17 protein-coding genes and 3 pseudogenes are annotated in these 19,294 nt (G+C 62.9%); 12 read left to right on the forward strand and 8 right to left on the reverse strand.

The window, feature by feature from the left end; translation table 11 throughout:
* A pseudogene (prpB, locus tag AWB65_RS06310) lies at positions 1 to 212 on the reverse strand (methylisocitrate lyase); the annotation flags it as partial.
* Positions 213 to 387: 175 nt separating this feature from the next.
* Here prpB and prpR point away from each other — a divergent pair.
* Together prpR and AWB65_RS06320 are read left to right on the forward strand one after the other, a co-directional pair.
* On the forward strand, positions 388 to 2,277 hold the full coding sequence (gene prpR / locus AWB65_RS06315; RefSeq protein ID WP_087666333.1) for a propionate catabolism operon regulatory protein PrpR: 1,890 nt from the start codon (positions 388 to 390) through the stop codon (positions 2,275 to 2,277).
* 79 nt (positions 2,278 to 2,356) lie between these two features.
* Positions 2,357 to 3,421 carry a potassium channel family protein gene (locus tag AWB65_RS06320; RefSeq protein WP_087666334.1) on the forward strand — a complete coding sequence of 355 codons (1,065 nt, stop codon included), beginning with the start codon at positions 2,357 to 2,359 and terminating at the stop codon, positions 3,419 to 3,421.
* A 16-nt stretch (positions 3,422 to 3,437) separates the two neighbouring features.
* Here the strand turns inward: AWB65_RS06320 and AWB65_RS06325 are convergent, their stop codons facing one another.
* Positions 3,438 to 3,755, reverse strand: a complete 318-nt coding sequence (locus AWB65_RS06325; RefSeq protein ID WP_087666335.1) for a DUF2288 domain-containing protein — start codon at positions 3,753 to 3,755, stop codon at positions 3,438 to 3,440.
* Positions 3,756 to 4,034: 279 nt separating this feature from the next.
* On the opposite strand from AWB65_RS06325, the gene AWB65_RS35445 reads away from it, so the two are divergent.
* A complete protein-coding gene (locus AWB65_RS35445) occupies positions 4,035 to 4,733 on the forward strand; it encodes a hypothetical protein (protein ID WP_125474076.1) in 699 nt (232 codons plus the stop codon).
* Positions 4,734 to 4,813: 80 nt separating this feature from the next.
* On the opposite strand, the gene pcaG is transcribed toward AWB65_RS35445, so the two are convergent.
* Positions 4,814 to 5,404, reverse strand: coding sequence for a protocatechuate 3,4-dioxygenase subunit alpha (gene pcaG, locus AWB65_RS06335; RefSeq protein ID WP_087666337.1), 591 nt, complete (start codon positions 5,402 to 5,404; stop codon positions 4,814 to 4,816).
* Positions 5,405 to 5,407: 3 nt separating this feature from the next.
* Positions 5,408 to 6,112: a protocatechuate 3,4-dioxygenase subunit beta gene (pcaH, locus tag AWB65_RS06340; protein WP_087666338.1), complete on the reverse strand. Its 705-nt coding sequence runs from the start codon at positions 6,110 to 6,112 to the stop codon at positions 5,408 to 5,410.
* Between the two features lie 113 nt (positions 6,113 to 6,225).
* On the opposite strand from pcaH, the gene pcaQ reads away from it, so the two are divergent.
* Positions 6,226 to 7,164: a pca operon transcription factor PcaQ gene (gene pcaQ, locus AWB65_RS06345; RefSeq protein ID WP_087666339.1), complete on the forward strand. Its 939-nt coding sequence runs from the start codon at positions 6,226 to 6,228 to the stop codon at positions 7,162 to 7,164.
* 151 nt (positions 7,165 to 7,315) lie between these two features.
* Positions 7,316 to 7,684, forward strand: a complete 369-nt coding sequence (locus tag AWB65_RS06350; protein ID WP_087666340.1) for a response regulator transcription factor — start codon at positions 7,316 to 7,318, stop codon at positions 7,682 to 7,684.
* Between the two features lie 9 nt (positions 7,685 to 7,693).
* Here the strand turns inward: AWB65_RS06350 and AWB65_RS06355 are convergent.
* Positions 7,694 to 8,405: pseudogene (locus AWB65_RS06355) on the reverse strand (lysophospholipid acyltransferase family protein).
* Positions 8,406 to 8,522: 117 nt separating this feature from the next.
* Here AWB65_RS06355 and pip point away from each other — a divergent pair.
* Positions 8,523 to 9,506 carry a prolyl aminopeptidase gene (gene pip / locus AWB65_RS06360; protein WP_087666341.1) on the forward strand — a complete coding sequence of 328 codons (984 nt, stop codon included), beginning with the start codon at positions 8,523 to 8,525 and terminating at the stop codon, positions 9,504 to 9,506.
* Here pip and AWB65_RS06365 read toward each other — a convergent pair.
* Positions 9,503 to 10,732, reverse strand: coding sequence for a sensor domain-containing phosphodiesterase (locus AWB65_RS06365; RefSeq protein WP_087666342.1), 1,230 nt, complete (start codon positions 10,730 to 10,732; stop codon positions 9,503 to 9,505). The two genes, pip and AWB65_RS06365, sit on opposite strands and share 4 nt — an antisense overlap.
* Before the next feature lie 349 nt (positions 10,733 to 11,081).
* Here AWB65_RS06365 and AWB65_RS06370 point away from each other — a divergent pair, with 349 nt between their 5' ends.
* From AWB65_RS06370 to AWB65_RS06380, 3 genes are all read left to right on the forward strand, one after another.
* Entirely contained in the window at positions 11,082 to 11,504 is a 423-nt protein-coding gene (locus AWB65_RS06370; RefSeq protein ID WP_087657251.1) for a hypothetical protein, read from the forward strand.
* 488 nt (positions 11,505 to 11,992) lie between these two features.
* Positions 11,993 to 12,772 carry an N-acyl amino acid synthase FeeM domain-containing protein gene (locus AWB65_RS06375; RefSeq protein ID WP_087666343.1) on the forward strand — a complete coding sequence of 260 codons (780 nt, stop codon included), beginning with the start codon at positions 11,993 to 11,995 and terminating at the stop codon, positions 12,770 to 12,772.
* Between the two features lie 120 nt (positions 12,773 to 12,892).
* Positions 12,893 to 15,859, forward strand: a complete 2,967-nt coding sequence (locus AWB65_RS06380) for a putative bifunctional diguanylate cyclase/phosphodiesterase (protein ID WP_087666344.1) — start codon at positions 12,893 to 12,895, stop codon at positions 15,857 to 15,859.
* A 7-nt stretch (positions 15,860 to 15,866) separates the two neighbouring features.
* On the opposite strand, the gene AWB65_RS06385 is transcribed toward AWB65_RS06380, so the two are convergent.
* Positions 15,867 to 16,076: a hypothetical protein gene (locus AWB65_RS06385; protein ID WP_087657254.1), complete on the reverse strand. Its 210-nt coding sequence runs from the start codon at positions 16,074 to 16,076 to the stop codon at positions 15,867 to 15,869.
* A 92-nt stretch (positions 16,077 to 16,168) separates the two neighbouring features.
* On the reverse strand, positions 16,169 to 16,795 hold the full coding sequence (locus AWB65_RS06390) for a LysE family translocator (protein WP_087666345.1): 627 nt from the start codon (positions 16,793 to 16,795) through the stop codon (positions 16,169 to 16,171).
* Positions 16,796 to 16,939: 144 nt separating this feature from the next.
* On the opposite strand from AWB65_RS06390, the gene AWB65_RS06395 reads away from it, so the two are divergent.
* The 3 genes and pseudogenes from AWB65_RS06395 (at position 16,940) to AWB65_RS06405 (ending at position 19,185) form a co-directional block, all read left to right on the forward strand.
* Positions 16,940 to 17,404: an Lrp/AsnC family transcriptional regulator gene (locus AWB65_RS06395; protein WP_087666346.1), complete on the forward strand. Its 465-nt coding sequence runs from the start codon at positions 16,940 to 16,942 to the stop codon at positions 17,402 to 17,404.
* Between the two features lie 56 nt (positions 17,405 to 17,460).
* Positions 17,461 to 17,865, forward strand: a complete 405-nt coding sequence (locus AWB65_RS06400; RefSeq protein WP_327357439.1) for a helix-turn-helix domain-containing protein — start codon at positions 17,461 to 17,463, stop codon at positions 17,863 to 17,865.
* Between the two features lie 8 nt (positions 17,866 to 17,873).
* A pseudogene (locus tag AWB65_RS06405) lies at positions 17,874 to 19,185 on the forward strand (type II toxin-antitoxin system HipA family toxin).
* The last annotated feature ends 109 nt before the right edge of the window (positions 19,186 to 19,294 follow it).

Genomic DNA, 19,294 nt, shown 5'->3' on the forward strand with positions numbered 1-19,294 from the left:
AGGACGTCGTCCATCGTGCTGATGCCGAGGTCGGGCACGCCGAGCGAGTTCGCCGCGACGCCGCCGCCTGACAGATAGAGCGCCTTGAAACCGACCGCTTCGGCCATCTTCGCGGCATAAGCCGTAATCGCGCCGACGACCTGCAACGGCGCTTCGTTGGCGACGGCCGCGCGGAACCGGGCGCCGGCGCTTGAGGGTTGTTCTGATTTCATCGGGTATCTCCAGGGAACGGTGCTTATCAGGCAAGTTACAGGCCACTTCGCTATGGCATTGATTGCAAAGGAATTCTTGTCCGAGCGCCTCGCCGTTTTATTTCAAAAATGAAATCGCTGCTTTCACATCGGGAAAACGGAGCTACCATTCAGCTATCCGCGTCGACCTGAAAACATGACTCCGCTAGAAAACGCCCGCCCGCGCATCTGGGCAATCGGCATCAGCAAGCTGCGCGATCTCTACCGCGATATCTCCGCCGACTACGATCCACTCGCCGACCTGCGCATCGTCGCGCGCGGTTTCGAGGACGCGTTGCAGGAAATCGAGAGCGCGGGCGTCGATCGGCCGGACGTGATCGTCGCGGCCGGATCGAACGGCAGCTATCTGAAGGCGCGCACCGGCTTGCCGGTCGTACTCGTCACGCCGACCGGTTTCGACGTGATGCACGCGCTCGCGCGTGCCCGCCGCGAGGCACAGGCGGTCGCGCTCGTCACGCACGGCGAGACGCCGTCCGAGCTCAAACGCTTTTTCGCGGCGTTCGGCGTGAGCGTCGAGACGTCGTCGTATCTGGCGGCGCAGGACGCCGAGGCGTGCGTGCTCGATTTGCGCGATAGAGGCGTCGAGGCGATCGTCGGGCCGGGGCTCGTGACGGAGCTGGCGGAGAAGGCAGGGTTGAAGTCGGTGTTCCTGTATTCGCGCGCTTCGGTGCAGGCCGCGTTCGATACCGCGCTCGAAGTCGCCCGCGCGACGCTCGCCGCCACGATGCGCCGCCGCCGGCTCGATCAGGTGTTGCAAAACCTGCGCGACGGCGTGCTCGCGCTCAACGCCGACGGCCGCATCGAGGCGCTCTCGGGGAAGATGGCCGAAATGCTGAGGGCGGCGCCATCGGAAGTGGTGGGGCGGAGCCTCGCCGAGCTCGCGCCGGAAGTGGCGGCGGCGGTGCCGCAGGAGGCGGGCGAAACGCTGGAAACCGTGCGCGGCACGAGCTACGTGATCCACCGCAGCGCGTTGGGCGAGGGCCGCGCGGCGGGCGCGATCGTCACGTTTCAGGAATCGGTCGCGTTGCAGCGCATGGACCGCTCGGTACGCTCGCGGCAGCGCGCGCCGCAACTGGTGGCGCGCTACGTCGTTGGCGACATGCTCGGGGAATGCGACACGATCGATCAGGTCCGCCGGCGCATGCTGCGCTACGCGCGTTCGGACGCGACCGTGCTGATCCGCGGCGAGAGCGGCACGGGCAAGGAACTGGCGGCGCAGGGCATCCACAACGCGAGCGCGCGGCGCGAGTTCGCGTTCGTCGCGCTCAACTGCGGCGCGTTTCCGGACACGTTGCTGGAAAGCGAACTCTTCGGCTACGAGGAAGGCGCGTTCACCGGTGCGCGGCGCGGCGGCAAGGCGGGGCTGATCGAGACCGCGCATCGCGGCACGCTCTTTCTCGATGAAATCGGCGAGATGCCGCTGTCGCTGCAAAGCCGCCTCCTGCGCGTGCTTCAGGAGCGCGAAGTGGTGCGGCTCGGATCGACGGAGCCGATGCAGGTCGACGTGCGCGTCATCGCGGCGACACATCGTGCGCTGACGGAGCGCGTCGAGTCGGGCGAATTCCGCGCCGATCTCTACTACCGTCTCAATATTCTCAATCTCGCGTTGCCGCCGTTGCGCGAACGCGCGTCCGACATTCCCATGCTCGCCGCGCATTTGCTGAAGCTGGCGCGGCGCATGAGCAATGCAAGCGCGGCGCACACGCTGCTGGAACCCGTGCTGCCGATGCTCGCTGCGTATTCCTGGCCGGGCAACGTGCGCGAATTGCAGAATGTGATCGAGCGGATCGCGGTGGAACTGGAAGACGCATCGAACGCGGCGGTCACGCCATCGCTCCTGCGCGCCATCGCGCCCGAACTGACCACGAACGCCGCCGATCTCACGCTGAAACAGCGCGCACAGAAATCCCAGGCCGACGAAATCCGCGCGGCGCTCGAAGCCTTCGACGGCGACCGCGACAAAACCTGCACTGCGCTCGGCATCAGCAAGACAACGCTCTGGCGCAAGTTGAACGCAGTGCGCTAGGCACCCGGTAGAATCACCCGATTCCGAACTCTTCGAGATACTGAATTTGTCCTCACCGCGCCCATCGACGAAACCGCGCATGCGCGTCCCGCGCGACGCCCGCATGCCGTGGCAGCGGGTGCGCGCGCGTACGCTCTTCAGCCGCCCGGCGATTTCGCCGCAGCGCCTTTTGTTACGCCGCGTGTACCTCGTGCTCGCATTGTGCCTGCTCGCGTTCACAATCCTTTACATCGATCGCGACGGGCTGCGCGATGCATCGAAGGCGCCGAACGAATCGATGTCGCTCATCGACGTCGTCTATTTCACGATGGTGACGGTCGCGACCGTCGGCTACGGCGACATCGTGCCGGTGACGCCGCGCGCGCGTCTCATGGACGCACTTCTGATCATGCCGATCCGCGTCATCATCTGGTTCATCTTTCTGGGCACCGCGTATCAACTGGTGATCCACCGTATCGTCGAGGAATATCGCATGAAGCGCCTGCAACGAAACCTGCGTCAGCACATTCTGGTGTGCGGTTACGGATTGAGCGGATCGATCGCCGTGCGCGAGTTGCTCGAAAGCGGCACGGACGCGCACCGCATCGTCGTGATCGATACGAATCCGGATGCGCTCGAAGCGGCAACCTCCGCTGGCGTGACGGGGTTACTCGGCGATCCGTCGCGCGAAGATATCTTGCGCGAGGCGCAGGTGAGCGAGGCGCACGCGGTGATCGTCGCCGTCTCTGACGATCCGACCGCGATCCTCGTCACGCTTTCAGTGCGCAGTTTCGCGCCGAACGTGAAGCTCGTCGTGCGGATTCAGGAGCACGTGTTTCAGCGGCAGTTGCGTCAGGCGGGCGCGGACGTGATCGTATCGTCGACGAAAATCGGCGGGTTGCTGCTTGCGGACGCGGTCGAGAGCGAATACGTCGTGCCGTTCGTCTCCGACATGCTCTCCGCGCGCGGGCGCGTGACGCTGCTGGAGCGCGCGGCGCTGCCCGAGGAAGTCGGGCGCATGACGAACGAGGTGAAGGGCGCGATCATCGTCGGACTCGCGCGGGCGGGGAAGGTGATGGAATTTTACGAAGACCCGCACGTCGCGATCGAAGCGGGCGATACGCTCGTGATGATCCAGTCATCGCGGCGGGACAGCGCTATTTAACGCTTTGAACGCGCCGTCAGTTCGGCGCGCCCGAGCGCTCCTGCACACAAACCCACGGCGACACCACCACGGCCCACAGTTCGGGATCGCGCGCGGCGAAATCGGCGGCGGTCCCGGCCTGAACGCGCTCGATCAGGCCCGACGACAGCCATTCGGCGACTCGCTTCGTATCGTCGCTGGCCACGGCTTCGGCGACGCTCACGAGATCGAGATCGCGCGCCACTTTGAGCAGGACGCCGCGCGCGAAGAAACGCTCCAGTTCGGACCAGCCGATCTGCGCGGTTTCACCGATGAGTTTGAGATAAAGCGGGGAAGGGGATGGGGCGTCGGACATGGTTGAAACCGTTGATATTTGTGCGGCTGACACTATAGACCATGATGGTCGAAGTTAATGCTCAAAAGGCAAAGTCTGAGCGGGACGTATCGGATACTCGGTCCGATTCGTCGTTGTTAGTCTCTGACGCTTTAGAAGCGTTTTGCGCGGGTTTCCGGGAATTGTTGCTCCAGCGTTTCCAGCATCGTGAGATCAAGGGTGATTGCAGGACAAACATTCCAAGTAATATGGCAAAAAGAGCTAAAATCATTCGTTGCGGCCCCTTTACGAGAGGCAACCATGACGCTTGTCGACTGGATTTTCCTGGCAGTCGCAGTAGCTCTGATCCTTTTTATCTCTGTCGGCTTTACCGCGCATTTCAGGTTGCGCAAAGCCGAGCCATCGGCGTCGTCACCGCCACTGACAGCACCGCCTCCTGCCCGTCGATCAACAATCGCAGGCGCTGAAGCATCCATTTTTTCAGCTGTCGATGAGACGCTCCAGAAGATGCGCAGCGCCAACATCGCTTTCAACTCGCCCAGCCCATTGAATGTAGACGATCGTGGCAAAGTCGAATTGCGCCTCGATCTTCATTTACCTCCTGCTACGCTCGTCAAAATGATCAGTGCCCGTGGCGTCGTCGAGTACGCCACGGTCAGGGTTTCGAATCGAATGACTGCGCACCTTTCCGGCTTCCAGTTCGACATTACGGCGACCACACCCGAAACTCAGGCGCTAAGTGAGCAGGAACCTACGATCTGGATTTGGGTCGTCAGGCCAACGACCGTGGGCGAGTGTGATCTCGATTTGGACCTTCGAGCGACTATCGACGTAGACGGCACAAAGGAAGAACGAACCATCGAGACATTCAGCCGGACCATTCAAGTAACCGTGACGCATCGGCAGCGAGTTTCGAAGTTTGCGAAGGAACACTGGAAATGGCTGTTCGGCACCCTTTTGATACCGTTCGCGGGATGGTTGTGGAAGCTGTATCACTGATCTTCGCCTCAAAAGCGTCGCCGGCACGACGCGTCAATCCATCGTGCCGGACGCCTCTCCCCACTTCACCACCGCCGGGCTCAGAGATCGAAGAAAACGGTCTCTTTCGGGCCTTGCAGATAAATATCGAAGCGATAGATCGTGCTCGAAGAATCCGGCTCGCGCTTCGCGATCAGCGTCGCGCGGCGGTCTTCGGGGACGCTCGCGAGCACCGCATCCTTCGCGTTCGCTTCGGCTTCGTCCTCGAAGTAGATTCGCGTGTACGTGTGCAGCAGCATGCCGCGCATCAGCAGGATCACGTCGATGTGCGGCGCCGCGTCGTCGCCGGTCTTGCCCGGCTTGACCGTATCCACGACAAAACGCAGTTTCGGGTCCGTGCCCGTTCCGACGCGCGCGAAGCCGCGAAAGCCCGACTTCTTCGCTTCAGCGACGCTCTCTACATAGTGCCCCGTCGAATCGGCCTGCGCCATTTCGAGCACGGCGTCGCCGATCACCTTGCCTTCGCCGTCGTGGACGTTGCCGACGATCGAAATATGCTCGCCCGCTGCTTCACGATCGGCTGCTGACGGCGTGAAGAGGCTCTTCAGATCGAAGTTGTACTGCTCGGGACACAGCCCGTAGGCGAAGTACGGTCCGACCGTTTGCGACGGAGTTTGTTTTAGCGTGGTCATGGTTCAAGCCTCCGTCGGGGTTTGGTCGGGGCCGCGCAGCACGATGTCGAATTCGTAGCCGAGCGCGTAGTTTTCTTCCGTCGTATCGATCGAGAAACGCGAGATCATGCGTTCGCGTGCGTGCTCGGGCGTGCCCTGGTAAATCGGGTCGAGCTGGAGCAGCGGGTCGCCGGGGAAATACATCTGCGTGACGAGACGCGAACCGAAATAATCGCCGAAGAGCGAAAAGTGGATGTGGTTCGGACGCCATGCGTTCGGATGGTTGCCCCACGGATACGCGCCCGGCTTGATCGTCAGGAAGCGATAGCGGCCTTCGTTGTCGGTGAGGCAGCGGCCCGCGCCGAGAAAGTTCGGGTCGAGCGGCGCATCGTGCTGGTCGTTCTTGTGCACGTAGCGGCCGGCGGCGTTCGCCTGCCAGATTTCAACGAGCGTATTGCGCACGGGGCGCCCGCCTTCGTCGAGGACGCGGCCCGTCACGATGATGCGCTCGCCGAGCGGCGCGCCGTTCTTCGCGGCGTTCTTCGTGAGGTCGTGGTCGAGCTTGCCGAGATCGTCGGCGCCGTACACCGGCACGCGACGGTCGCGCAGGTTTTCCTTCAGCGGGATCAGCGGACGCGACGGACTGCGCAGCACGGACGAGCTGTAACCAGGGTAGCTGTAGGGCGGATGCGATTCCCAATCGCGCGGTGTGAGGATGGGCGAAGTCATTCGACTGTCTCCTGTTCTTTGAAGTTGAAATGGGATATTTCTGATGACTACTTTATCGAAGCATCGAAGTTATGGAAAATGATGTTTTATGCGCTCAGCCATAACCATTCGTCATGGATAACGACTTCACAAATACGCGCGTCAAGTTCCGGCATCTGCAGTGCTTCCTGGCGGTCACGCAGCTCGGCAGCGTGCAGCGAGCCGCCGACAGCCTTTCGATCACCCAGCCCGCTGTTTCGAAGACGATCGGGGAACTCGAATCCATTCTAGGCGTCCGGCTGTTCGAGCGTGGGCGCCGTGGCGCGGTTCCGACCCGTGAGGGACGGCTTTTTGCGCCGCACGCAAGCTCGTGTGTGGCGGCGCTGCGCGAAGGCGTCGACGTGCTGCTGCGCGAGAGCGGCGACGTGCCGGGTTCGGTAGCAATCGGTGTGCTTCCGACGGTCGCGACCGCGCTCCTGCCGCCCGCGCTCGCGGATTTTCGGACGCAGTGGCCGGCGGTGTCGGTGAGCGTGTGGACGGATTCGAACGCGCAACTGCTCGCGCGGCTGAAAGCGGGCGAGGTCGATTTCGTGGTCGGGCGGGTGTCGGACCCGGAGGGCATGCTCGGGCTCTCGTTCGAGCAGATTTATCGCGAGCCGCTGGCGGTAGTCGTACGGCGCGATCATCCGCTGTCGTTCGAGGCACCGCTGACGCCGTTGATGCTCGCGCGCTTCTCCGTAGTCGTGCCGCCGTTCGGGACGCTGATCCGGCAATCGGCGGAAAGCGTGCTGACGGCGTTCGGCGCGCACGCGCTGAGCGCGTTCGTCGAGACGCTCTCGGTGTCGCTCGGGCGCGCGCTCGCGCTGCACAACGACGCCGTGTGGTTCGTGCCGGCGGGCGCGGTCCAGCACGACATCGCGCTCGGCCTGCTCGCGCCGCTCGCGATGCCGTTCGCCGGCACCGACGAGCCGATCGGCCTGATCCGCCGCAACGACACCGCGCGCACGCCGGTCGAGGACAGCCTGATCGATGCGATCCGCGAGGCGGGGCGCGCGCGCATCAGCACGAAGTAACCGCCGACGCTCATCGGGCCGGGCCCGTCCAATGCTACGATGATTTCAGCAGACGTAACTTTTTCGCGCGATACTGGTGCAACCAAATCTCGTCGGGCGCGGTCACATCGAGAGCGCCTGCCGCACGGCTCCTGCTGTCACTGAAAGGAAAATGAAGACCGTACTGCTCGTCGACGACGATCCCGCCACCATCGAAGCCTGGGCGATCTGCATGCAGGACGCGGATTGCACCGTGCTTTGCGCGTACGACGGCAACGCCGCGCTGGCATTACTGGCCGAGCATCGCGTGGATATCGTGGTGTCGGACTGGATGATGCCGGGGCTCGGCGGCGCGCTGCTTTGCCAGACGATGAAAAACGACACCGCGCTGGCAAGAATTCCCTTCCTGATGATTTCGGGCCACCCGAACCCGCCGGCCTTCGTCAACTACGACGGCTATTTGCAGAAACCCGTCGAGATGGAGACGCTGATCTCCGCCGTGAACCGCCTGTGCGCGGCCACGGTGCGCCCGCTCTACTGAAACGGCGTTTCAGCGCAATTCCGCCAGCGCGCGATCCATCTGCAGCTGCGCGAGCCTGTTCAACTCCTGCGGGATGGTGCAGTCGGGCGGCAGCGTCGGCGTGACGATCACGCGGATGTGTCCCGGACGGTCCGGCCATTTCTTCGCCGGCCATACCTTGCCCGCATCGTGCACGACGGGCACCACCGGCACCTGCGTCGCGCACGCGAGCCGCACGCCGCCGGAAGCCAGCTTGAGCGGCGCATCGTGCGACGCGCGTGCCTTCCGGAAAGATCACGACCGCATCGCCGAGCGCGAGCTTTTCCGCGCATTCCCGCGTCACGGCCTGATGCGCCTGACGCAGCGATCCCCGATCGAGACTGACCATATCGAGCCCGACCAGCACCCAACCGAAAAACGGAATTTTCTTGAGCTCGCGCTTGAACACGAAGCTGATGCGGCGTGGAAAGAGCGCCATGAACGTGAGCGTCTCCCACGTCGATTCATGGCGGCACAGCATGATGAACGGGCCGTCGGGCAGATGCTCCAGCCCCTCGACGGAACACGTCACGCCGACGATCACGCGCATCATCACGACCACCGCGCGGCACCATTGCCGCGCGAGCCAGTAGCGGCCGCGCCGGCCGACGAACGGAAACAGAGGCAGAATCAGGATCGACCAGACGATGCCGCTGCCGAGAAGATAGGTGGCGAACAGCCACTTGACGAGAGTTCGGGGCATCGAAACGCTTTGCAGGAAATGGAGGCGGGTTTACGCGGAATCCCGAAGGATAGCCTGTCGGGGGCCGCGTGTCTGGCCCGTCCTTTAAGCTTAGGCCTCGATCAACGGGAGAAATACATGGCGGAAGCAGCAGCAATCGATTTCGACGAAGGCATGCTCGACGTAGGCGACGGCCACACGATCTACTGGCGCGCGCAAGGTCCGCGGGACCAACCGGCGATGCTCGTCGTGCACGGCGGCCCGGGCGGCGCGATGAACCTGAAGTGGGCGGAGGTGCTGGATGCGTCGACGTGGCGCATCGTGTTTTTCGACCAGCGCGGCTGCGGCAAGTCGACGCCGTTCGGCAAACTCGAGGCGAACGGCATCGATGCGCTCGTCGGCGACATGGAGAAGCTGCGGGTGCTGCTCGGCATCGAGAAATGGGCGATTTTTGGCGGCTCGTGGGGCACGACGCTCGGGCTGGCGTACGGCGTCGCGCATCCGGAGCGCTGTCTGGGATTTCTCCTGCGCGGCGTGTTTCTCGCGCGACGCGAGGACATCGACTGGTTCCTGTGGGACGTGCGGCGCGTGTTTCCGGACGCGCATCGGAATTTTCTCGACGCGATCGAAACTGCTTCCGGCAAGCGGCCGCGTAATGCGCCGGAGATCCTGACGCTCGCCGAGGCGCCGCTCGCCCGTTTCGACGAAGCCGGTACGCGGCTTGCGCGCGCCTGGACGGCGTACGAGACGACGCTGTCGGTGGTGAACAAGCCCCAGAAGGAGAACGCGCCGCCGTCGGAAGAGGGCAACAGGAAGGAAACCGGCGAATCCAACGCGCCGGCTATCTCGATGGCGCTTCTGGAGCGCCACTACATGGCGAACGAATTGCCGCCCGAGCCGCTGTTGCGGCGCGTCGGCGTCATTTCGCACTTGCCGTGTCACATCGTGCATGGTCGCTTCGACATGGTCTGTCCGGCCGACCAGGCGCTCGAACTCGCTGAACACTGGCCGGGCGCCGAGCTTTCCATCGTCGATGCCGCCGGCCACTGGACCTTCGAGCCCGGCAACGTCGCGGCATTGCGCGCGGGCGGCGAGGCGCTTTCGAAGGCGCTCGCCGACTAGAGAATATCGGCGGCGGGGCCCGACAGCAGCCGCCAGTCGACGTCCGTGCCGACGACGACCACTTTCGCGCCGCGCCGCACGGCGACGGTCAGCGTCACGCAGAGCGACGTCCCCGTCACCGAGAGATACGGCGCGCTTATGAACACGCGCTCGGGCGTGGCGAGCGCCTCGACGAAATAGTCGCGGTTGTCCCAGCGTCCCGACGACGAATCGGCGATCGGCGAGAAGCGCTCGCTCGGCGCTTTCGCGGCCGCGCCTGGCAGCGCCGGCGTGAACTCGCGGCCGCGCGCATCGAGGAAAAAGCTGCTTACCGTGCACGGCAGCGCGAGCAATGCCGCGCATGCGCTGGCCGTGCTCGCACCTTGTGCAATGCGGCTGGCGGCTTCAGTCAGCCGCGAGCGGTACGGCATCAGCAGCAAGTCACTCGCGAGGCGCTCCGAGCGGCGCACGTCGGCGAGCGTATCGAAGGTGCGCTCGAAGAGCGGCCTCGCCTCTGATCGCGGCGGCAACTCCGGCGCGGGCTGACCGAAGAGAAATCCCTGCACGAAATCGACGTTCGAGCGCGCCGCGAGAAACAGGTCGGCCTCGGTCTCGATACCTTCCGCGACGACGAACATCCCCGATTCGTGCAACAAACCGACGAGTTTCGGCAACAGCGCGTCACGCAGATGCGCGCCTTGCGTGCGCACGAGGCTGCGGTCGAGCTTGACGATGTCGGGCTTGAGCGTCAGCAACCGGTCGATATTTGAATGGCCGGCGCCGAAATCGTCGACGGCGACGAGAAAGCCCTCCGCGCGATACGCGCGCGTCGCGTGCGCGATGCGGTCGAGCTGGCTGCCGCCCGATTCCAGCACTTCGATCACGATGCGCTCGGGCGCCAGGCCCCGCTCGCGCGCGAGCGCGGCGAGCTCTGCGGCGTAGCCGGGCGCGGTGAACGTCGCGGGGTTGATGTTGAGAAAGAGCCAGGTGGCGTCGGGCAGGCGCGAAGCCGCGCTGGCAAGATGCGCGGCGTGACTCATGCGATCGAGCCGCGCCACCGATCCCTCGACGATCGCCTTCGCGAACAGCTCGAACGGCGAGATCAGCGGTCTGGACGATGACTCGCCGTCCGCTTCGCCGCGCAGCAACGCCTCGTAGCCCACCTCGCGCTGATGCGGCAGGCTGTAGATCGGCTGCAGATGCGAAGCGAGTGCGATGCCGTCGAAGGTATGCCGCGTGCGCAGCATCAACGGACGTGCTCGCGATTCACGAGCGCGGCCGGCAGCGGGCGGCGCCTTGTCGGTGGAAATTCGCACATGGTGAGCTGACGGCGTGGCCGCAGCGTGGTCCAGAGAGTTCGATAGACAGCTTATCGGTCGGTTGCGCGAGGACTTGAGTGCCCGAACAGGAAGGGCGCACGATTCCTGCGGTCGCGCGGAGAAAAAATTGCCGCCAGCCAGCGCACATCCTATCTTTGAAACAACGTTTGAAAAAACGTGTGAAAAGTAAATTGAGACAGCGATGGTAGGATCGCGCCTGGCAACCAAGGCGGGCGGGGCCCGTCGAACGGTGAATCCAAGACAAAGAGGCGATTCGATGGCGCAACAAAAAACCAATCCGAAACTCGAGCAGGCGCTTACGCGCGGCGATCTGGCCATCCGCCAGGCCAACTCGGGCCGCGCGACCGCCGTGTTGCGCGCGCTCGGCAAGATGATCGTCGAGGCATCGTCGACGATCGGCGTGGAAGCGTTCGTCGTGATCCACGATGGCGACAAGATCTACGATCCCGCCGACGGCATGTGGCCCCAGCAGTTGCTGGTGTCGCTCGACGGCCCGGTTGAGGACGCCGATCCCGACGAATTGCGCACGATCACGCTGCTCGCCGACACGCCGGCCACGATGTTCCGCTGCGAATGGCAGCGCGCGGACGGCAAGATCGGACGCCAGGAAGGGCGGCCGCTCGCGATGGTCGCTTTCATCACCGACGTCGACATCCCCTGGCTCGACGACGAAGACTGACCCCTTCGGAATCCCCGATCCCCGCCAACGGCTCCCTCACGGAGCCGTTTTCTATTGGCGCAAGCAAGTTGCCGCCATCGACTCCGCTGTAATGCGCCGCAGGTAAACCTTTGCGCGCGCGGTAATTTAATCAAATTGACACGCGCAACCGTTTGCGTCTCGATTTTCCAATCATTTTTCGATTCGATGACTTAGGAATGCATGTAATCGTGCTTTCCGAGTCATTACGCCTGTTTACTCGATTTAAGGAACTCGTGCACCTAATGCGCGCGTAAATAGGCGCAATGCTCAATGCTGGGGAAAAGCGTGTCGTCTATCGGCAGTTCCGGTAATTTCTTGATGGTCCCACCCTGAATTTTGTTTAGAAATATCTGCCAGCGCTCACGCCGATATTACAACTCATGAGACGCTCGTTCCGCCGCGCACGAGCGTCTTTTTCTTGATCGAGCGCGGCACTTTTTCTAATAGCCAACAAAATGGGGTTACACATGGATCGTCTCAACCTGGCAACTGAAGCAGCCGAATTCGACCGTCACGCAAATGCCGCACGTCGCGAGCTTTCTTCAATCCGCGCTCTTCAGAAACCCGAACGGATGCCGTTTACTATTCGTATCGTCTCGAGCGAGCGTGATCTGCACAAGGCCGTGAACATCCGTCGCGCCGCGTACGGGAGACATTTGCCCGACTTCGCCGAAAAAATGACGGTTGATGCTTGCGATCGGGAACCGGGCACGGCAATTCTGCTCGCGGAGTCGAAACTGGACGGCGCGCCGCTCGGCACGATGCGGATTCAGACGAACGAATTCGCACCGCTCGGCGTCGAGCATTCGGTGCGGCTGCCGGACCATCTGAACGGTGTGAGGCTCGCCGAAGCGACTCGCCTCGGGGTGGCGGGCGGCTCAGTCGGGCGAGTGGTTAAAATGATGTTGTTCAAGAGCCTCTTTTTATATTGCGAACAACAGCACATCGACTGGATGGTGATTACGGCCCGGTCGCCGCTCGATCGGGAATACGAAACCATGCTGTTTGAAGATGTGTTTGGCGAGAAGCAGTTCATTCCGATGGCACACGTCGGCGGATTGCCACATCGCGTTTTGGCGGGTGAAGTGGGTGTCGCGCGGCAGCGTTGGGAAGAAGCGGCTCATCCGTTATTCCGTTTTGTGTTTCAGACGCATCATCCGGATATCGATTTGAGTACCGCAGATTTATCTTTCGAGCGTGAAACGGTACGATGCCCGGAGGCCTCGCAGGTGGCTTATGGCAGGTGACAAGAATTAACCGGGCAGTCCGGGGGCCCGGGTAACAACACAATGGCGATGGCGGGCGTGGTTTGGCGCCCCCGCCATCACCAGCGCGGCATGAGTCGCGCAAAACGGGGATTCTCCAGTATGGCGTCGGCTACGTTATTTTCCCTTTCCAGATACCGGCACACGGGGTCGTGGCTCGATCGCGCGCTTTACCTTTTCTCCGTATACGTCATCCCGTTCGTCATCGCCATCGGGACCATCGCAACCCTTTTTCTGCTGCCGCGGCAATACGAATCCACTGGCTCGATCACGCTGCCGATGCACGTCTTCGACGAACGCGGCACGGGGCTCGGCCCCGCCGATGCGCTCAAAAAACTGCAAAACGCGCCGTCCACGACGCGTTTCAGCACGCAACTCTCCGAATCTCCCATCTGGTTCAGTTTCACCGCGCCCGCGACCGGAAAGGCGCATCCGACGCTCGTCGAGTTTCCGTCGCGTCATGCGCTCACGCTGTCCTGCTGGAAAGCGTCGACGATGCAGCCCCTCGGCCACGCCGACCGGCAAGGCACCTCAGGCGAGATGCGCGCGATCAAGGCCGGCTTTTCCGTCTTTCTCGGGTATCTCACCGAAAACGTGCCGCTCGTGTGCCGCGGCACGTTCTCGGGCCCCGCGCAGGTCACGGCGCTCGGCTGGGACTCGGTGCATCTGCGCAACTCGGCGCTCGATTTCCAGGAAAGCTCGGGCCTGATCGGCGGCGGGTTGCTCACGCTCGCCGTCTTCGTCTTCGTGACGGCGATGATCAACCGCGAATGGACTTACGTGATTTTCGCGGTGTGGCTCGTCGGCAATCTGCGGCTCTGTGCGAACGCGATGGGCTGGGACACGCAATGGCTCGACCGCGAAATCCCGCCCGACTGGATGCCGCTCTTGCGCCAGGTCACGTTCGCCGGCTATTACCTGTTGACGGGCGCGCTTTTCAGCCAGTTGTTCCGCCGCGAATTGCGCGTGGTCGGCTACCTCTGGCTGCTGCGCGCCGGTCAGTACGTGGGCCTGTTACTGCTCGCGCTCGCCATGGTGCTGCCATACGGATATTTCATTCCGGCGCTGTGGGGCCTCGGCGGCTTCGGCATGGCCGTGCTGATCTTCTTGCTCGCGCGCCTTGTCTGGATGGCGCGCTCGCGTACCGTGCTGTGGTACGTCGCGTCGCTCGGAATCGTCCTGTTCGCGACGTTTTCCGAAGTCCTGGGCGCCGCCTTCGGCCTGAAACTGCTGTTCGGCGGCGTCAACACGGTGATGGCGGCGCTTTCGTCGAGCATGATGGCCGCCTTCGCGATCGCCGAGCAGATGCGCGCCGAGCGCGAACACCGCCGGCAGGCGCAGACGGAACTGCGCAACACCTATGAAGTCACGCCGATCGGCCTCTTCACGCTCGATTCCGAAGGGCATTTCGTGCGCGCCAATCCCGCGTTGCGCGCGATGCTCGACTTGCACAAGGCCGAATACAAGGTGCGTCACTGGAACGATTATTTCGAGGCGGGCGCGTGGGGTTCGCTGCAGGCGCTGGCATCGAAGGGCAGCGACGGCGAGCTCGAAATGGGCGGCGCCACCGCACGCGGCACTGGCGAGCGGCGCTATTTGCTGAAGGCGATCGAATCGAACGGCTGGATCGAGGGATCGTTGCAGGATGTCACCGAGCGCTCGAAAGCGATCGAACGCCTGCGCTTTCTCGCCGAGCACGACCCGCTGACGGGTTCGCTCAACCGCCGCGGCGTGGAGAAGGCGATCGCAGCGGAGAGCGAGGAAACGCTGCCGTGGGCGCTCGCGTATATCGACCTCGACCGCTTCAAGCTCGTCAACGACCTGTTCGGCCACCGCTCCGGCGATGAGGTGCTGAAACAGGTCGCATCCCGCACCCGCGCGCACTTCAAGCGCGATTATCCGGTCGGCCGCATCGGCGGCGACGAATTCGTGTGCGTGATGAGCGATACGTCGATCGACGACGCCATCGCGCAATGTCACGAACTCATCTCGATTTTGAGCGACGCGCCGTATCAAGTCGGCAATCGCGCGTTCCAGGTGAAGGCGTCGATCGGGCTCGTCGAATGTTCGCGCGGCGTGCGTGTCCAGGACGCGCTTTCACACGCCGACCGCGCCTGCCGCGAGGCGAAGAAGGTCGCGCACACGCACCTTGTCACGTACCGCAAGGGCGCCGCCGCGTTCGAGGAGCGCGCGGAGGAATTGAAGCTGGTCGAGACGCTCGGCCGCAATTGCCTCCCGCCGGGGCTTTTCCTCGTGATGCAGCCGATCATGTCGCTCTCGGCGCCGACCGAATCGCTGAATTTCGAGGTGCTGCTGCGCATGCGCGCGCCCGACGGCACGACCTTGCCCGCGGGCAAGGTGATCGTCGCGGCGGAGGAGTCGGGCAATATCGCCGCGATCGACCGCTGGGTGATGACGACGCTCCTCGCGTGGATCGAGAAGAACCAGGAATCGCTGCCGAACACGCAGTTCATCTGCGTGAACCTGTCGGGCGGGTCGCTCAACGACGAGCAGTTCATGGAGGACATCTTCGCGCTCTTCGCGCAGCATCCTTCGATCGTTCACTACCTCTGTCTCGAAATCACCGAGAGCGTGGCGCTGCACGACCTGGAGAACACGCAGCGTTTCATTTCGCGTGTCCACGACATGGGCGGCAAGATCGCGCTCGACGACTTCGGCGCGGGCTACACGTCGTTCAAATACCTGAAGGCGCTATCGGCCGATGCGCTGAAGATCGACGGCGAGTTCGTTCGCACGATGTGCGCGCATCCCGCGGATATCGCGATCGTCGAGGCGATTGTCGCGCTGGCACGCAATCTGGGCATGCGCAGCGTGGCCGAATGGGTCGAAGATGCCGATACGCTGCGCGCGCTGCAGGAAATCGGCGTGGATTATGTGCAGGGCTATCTGATCGCGAAGCCGCAGGAAAGCGCGGCGATTCTGGCCGCGAGTTCCGCCGCCAGTTTCGTGAAGGACCCGGAGGTGGTGAACATCATCGAATGTCTGTCGGAGCCGGATCAGGCGCTGACTTACGGCTACGAGTGGCGCGCGAAGATGGGCACGCACTGAATGGCTTCTACGCCGTTTTGATCGCTCCCAGCACTTTGGCGGCCGCGATCGGGATGCGCGTGTCGTCCCACTGCGCGAGCCATTGCACTTCTTTCGTCGTGAAATAGTCCGGGTAGTTGCGCAGCGCGAACTGCAACGAATCGACGACGTGATCGCGGATGATCTGCGGCGCGGCTTCGTCGTTGACGATCGCGTGAAGGGCTTCGAGTGTGCTCATGGCGCGGCGAATATGGGGTAGGAATGCGCCAACCTTAACCGAAGAAAAATCCGAAAAAATATTCGAGACGACTGACCGCGCGGCCAGTCCGCTCAGTCGATCGACAAGCGCACGGCGAACGCCAGCAGCGCGCCCGAGAAAGTCCAGCGCTGCACCACTTGCGCGCGCGGATGACGGCGCAACCATCCCGAGATTCTGAAGGCGCCGAGTGCGAGCGTCACATCGAACGCGACGCCGATCGCGACCAGCACCACGCCCAACTCCACCACCTGCGACCACACCGCGCCCGCTTCAGGATGCACGAATTGCGGCAGCAGCACGGAGCAGAAGAGCAGCGCCTTCGGATTGAGGATGCTGCTCAGCACGCCTTTCGTCACCGCCGCGCGCAGCGTGGACGATGCGTTGGGACGCGCGGCGTCGTCGAGGCCGAATGCCGGCGAGCGGAAGATTTGAACCGCCACGTAGGCGAGGTAGAGCGCGCCCGCGATACGCACGCTGTCGTAGAGCCACGGCGCGCTGCGAAGCAACGCGGCGACGCCGAGCGCCGATAACGTCACGTGCGTCGCGCGCGCGATAGCGAGCCCGCCGGCGGTCGCGAATCCATGCTTCATGCCGCGCGTCGCGCTGGTCTGCAGGACGAGCGCCATATCGGGACCGGGCAGCGCATACACGACGGCGAGCGCGCCGACGAACACCGCGAGCAAATGAAGCGAAACCATGATGACCTCTGTCTTTTGTTGTGCGTTTTGACAATGGCTACATAGTGCCGCTGATCGAGAAGCGTTTTCTGGCTTTTTAGCCTACTCTGGATGATGAAATTAGCGGAAAGCGCTATTACATGTGCTTCGACGAAGGAAACCGCCATGAACGATCTCGACAAAATCGACCGCGCCATTCTGGCCGCGGTTCAGCAGGACGGCCGCATTCCCATCGCGAAACTGGCCGAACGCGTGGGCTTGAGCGAGACACCCTGCGCGCGGCGCCTCAAGCGGCTCGAAAGCGATGGGTTCATCGGCGGATATCGGGCAGTGCTGTCGAGGAAGGCGCTCGACATCGGCGTGATCGCGTTCGCGCAGGTGCGTTTCAGCATCCACGACCGGGCGCTGTCGGATCGTTTCGAGCGCGAGATTCAGGGGATCGCACGGATCGTGTCGTGTCACAACATCTCGGGCAGCGCGGATTATCTGCTGCAAGTCGCGGCGCGCGATCTCGATGAGTACGGCTTGTTCATGCGTGACGTGCTGCGCGCGCTGCCGGGAGTGACGGCGGTGGAGTCGATGCTGTCGTTGCGGGAGGTGAAGCGGGATACGGGGTTGCCGTTGCTATAGATAATGGCCCTTGTGAGGGCCTTAATAGGGACTAATAGCTCGCATGAGGGCTTTTATTGGTCATCGTTTATCTGTCGACTATAATGGCCCACATGGAGCCTACTAAGTCACTTAAAAGCCCATCCAAGGGCCGTAAAGTTGAGAGACCGCTTCCGATTCCTGTCCAGCGCGCCCTCACGAAGCTCGGCGACGATATCAATCGCGCGCGCCGTCGGCGGGGGCTGACACAGCAGTCGCTTGCCGAACGCATCGGTGCGAGTCTCAACACGGTCAAGCGATTGGAAAGCGGCGACCCCCGCGTGCAACTGCATTTTCTGGCGCGAGCGCTCCATCTCTTCGGCGAGTTGCAGCGCTTGAACGACCTTCTGGACAGCGGCAAGGATGACGTCGGCCTCGCCTTGATGGACGAAAAGCTGCCGCAGCGTGTGCGGACCGCCAAAAAGTCCCGCAACGCATTCTGATCGACGCCATGAAATCCAAGATCGCAAAGTCCGGGAAGCCCGGCATCAGTTCATCGCTCGAGGTTCACCTCGGTGCAGAGGGAACTCCCGTCGGGCATCTGAATTACGTCAGTCAGGGGCGTCGTGAAGTGTCGCAATTCGCCTATGACGATTCGTGGCTGCTGAATCCGGACCGTTTTGAGATATCGCCCGACTTGCCGCTGGAGCCGGGCTATGCGCCCCGCCGGGCGCCGAACGCGGTCGATTCCGTGTTTCATTTCGCGCTGGCTGATACGGCCCCGGACGCTTGGGGACGTCGCGTCATCGAACGCACGCATGCTCGGGCCCGCAAGGCAAACCCTGCGTTGCCCCCCCTGAACGAGCTGGGATTATCTGTGCGCCGTCGACGATTTCAGCCGCATCGGCGCGTTGCGGTTCTGCCAGAAAGGCACCTATCTGCGAACGGTCGAGAACGGCCGCCGCAAGACGCCGCCGCTGATTGAACTCGAGCGGATGTATCAGGCCACGCGCGCTGTCGAAACGGCAACGGAAACCGCCGAAGACCTGCGCTATCTGCAAGGCAAGGGCACATCGCTTGGCGGGATGCGGCCCAAATGTACCGTGCTCGACGAGAACGGCAAGCTCGCGATCGGCAAGTTTCCCAGCGTGAGCGACACCATCGGCGTGACACGTGCCGAAGTGCTGGCGCTGCGACTCGCACGTCGCGCGGGCATCGCGGCGGCGCATGCCCGGTGCGTCGCGCTCGGCGATACGCCGGTCGCGCTGATCGAACGCTTCGACCGTGGAACCGGCGACCTGCGGATTCCATATTTGTCCGCCGCGTCGATGCTTCAGGCGTCGCGGCTCGACGTCCACGCATATACCGAAATCGTCGATGTGATGCGCCAGAAGTGCTCGCATCCCGCCGATGATGCCCAGCAACTCTGGCGCCGTCTCGCATTCAACCTGCTCATCACCAACACGGACGATCATCTGCAAAACCTCGGGTTTCTTTACGACGGCGATGGGCTCTGGCGTCTTTCGCCTGCCTTCGATTTGAACCCGATGCCGGGCAAATTGCGCGAGTCCAAGACGTGGCTGACGGAGGATTCGGGACCGGTCGAGTCAATCGAGATGCTGCTCGACGCGTGCGCGTACTTTTCGCTCACCGTCGAAGAAGCCAAGGTTGTGCTCACCGAAGTGCTCGACGCCGTATCAGACTGGAGAAAAGTTGCGGTCATGCCCGAAGTCGGTCTGACCGCCCGCGAACTGGACGACTTCGAGGACGCTTTTGACCACCCCGAAACCCAAAAAGCTCGCAAGCTTGTCTACACAAGCTGACCGCCAGCTCACACACATAACAACGGGTAATCCCCAATTCACCCAAAGTTGTATATACAAGACCATGCGTTTTAGCAGAGCCGTCTGATCCCAGCCGGCCTACCCACCC

This window comes from Caballeronia humi, assembly GCF_001544475.1.
Classification (GTDB): Bacteria; Pseudomonadota; Gammaproteobacteria; order Burkholderiales; family Burkholderiaceae; genus Caballeronia; species Caballeronia humi.

What these genes read in the sequence shown, in the direction of transcription:
- prpR (WP_087666333.1), top strand. Translation starts at nt 388, where the DNA reads ATGACTCCGCTAGAAAACGCCCGCCCGCGCATCTGGGCAATCGGCATC.
- AWB65_RS06320 (WP_087666334.1), top strand. Translation starts at nt 2,357, where the DNA reads ATGCGCGTCCCGCGCGACGCCCGCATGCCGTGGCAGCGGGTGCGCGCG.
- AWB65_RS06325 (WP_087666335.1), bottom strand. Translation starts at nt 3,755, where the DNA reads ATGTCCGACGCCCCATCCCCTTCCCCGCTTTATCTCAAACTCATCGGT.
- AWB65_RS35445 (WP_125474076.1), top strand. Translation starts at nt 4,035, where the DNA reads ATGACGCTTGTCGACTGGATTTTCCTGGCAGTCGCAGTAGCTCTGATC.
- pcaG (WP_087666337.1), bottom strand. Translation starts at nt 5,404, where the DNA reads ATGACCACGCTAAAACAAACTCCGTCGCAAACGGTCGGACCGTACTTC.
- pcaH (WP_087666338.1), bottom strand. Translation starts at nt 6,112, where the DNA reads ATGACTTCGCCCATCCTCACACCGCGCGATTGGGAATCGCATCCGCCC.
- pcaQ (WP_087666339.1), top strand. Translation starts at nt 6,226, where the DNA reads ATGGATAACGACTTCACAAATACGCGCGTCAAGTTCCGGCATCTGCAG.
- AWB65_RS06350 (WP_087666340.1), top strand. Translation starts at nt 7,316, where the DNA reads ATGAAGACCGTACTGCTCGTCGACGACGATCCCGCCACCATCGAAGCC.
- pip (WP_087666341.1), top strand. Translation starts at nt 8,523, where the DNA reads ATGGCGGAAGCAGCAGCAATCGATTTCGACGAAGGCATGCTCGACGTA.
- AWB65_RS06365 (WP_087666342.1), bottom strand. Translation starts at nt 10,732, where the DNA reads ATGCTGCGCACGCGGCATACCTTCGACGGCATCGCACTCGCTTCGCAT.
- AWB65_RS06370 (WP_087657251.1), top strand. Translation starts at nt 11,082, where the DNA reads ATGGCGCAACAAAAAACCAATCCGAAACTCGAGCAGGCGCTTACGCGC.
- AWB65_RS06375 (WP_087666343.1), top strand. Translation starts at nt 11,993, where the DNA reads ATGGATCGTCTCAACCTGGCAACTGAAGCAGCCGAATTCGACCGTCAC.
- AWB65_RS06380 (WP_087666344.1), top strand. Translation starts at nt 12,893, where the DNA reads ATGGCGTCGGCTACGTTATTTTCCCTTTCCAGATACCGGCACACGGGG.
- AWB65_RS06385 (WP_087657254.1), bottom strand. Translation starts at nt 16,076, where the DNA reads ATGAGCACACTCGAAGCCCTTCACGCGATCGTCAACGACGAAGCCGCG.
- AWB65_RS06390 (WP_087666345.1), bottom strand. Translation starts at nt 16,795, where the DNA reads ATGGTTTCGCTTCATTTGCTCGCGGTGTTCGTCGGCGCGCTCGCCGTC.
- AWB65_RS06395 (WP_087666346.1), top strand. Translation starts at nt 16,940, where the DNA reads ATGAACGATCTCGACAAAATCGACCGCGCCATTCTGGCCGCGGTTCAG.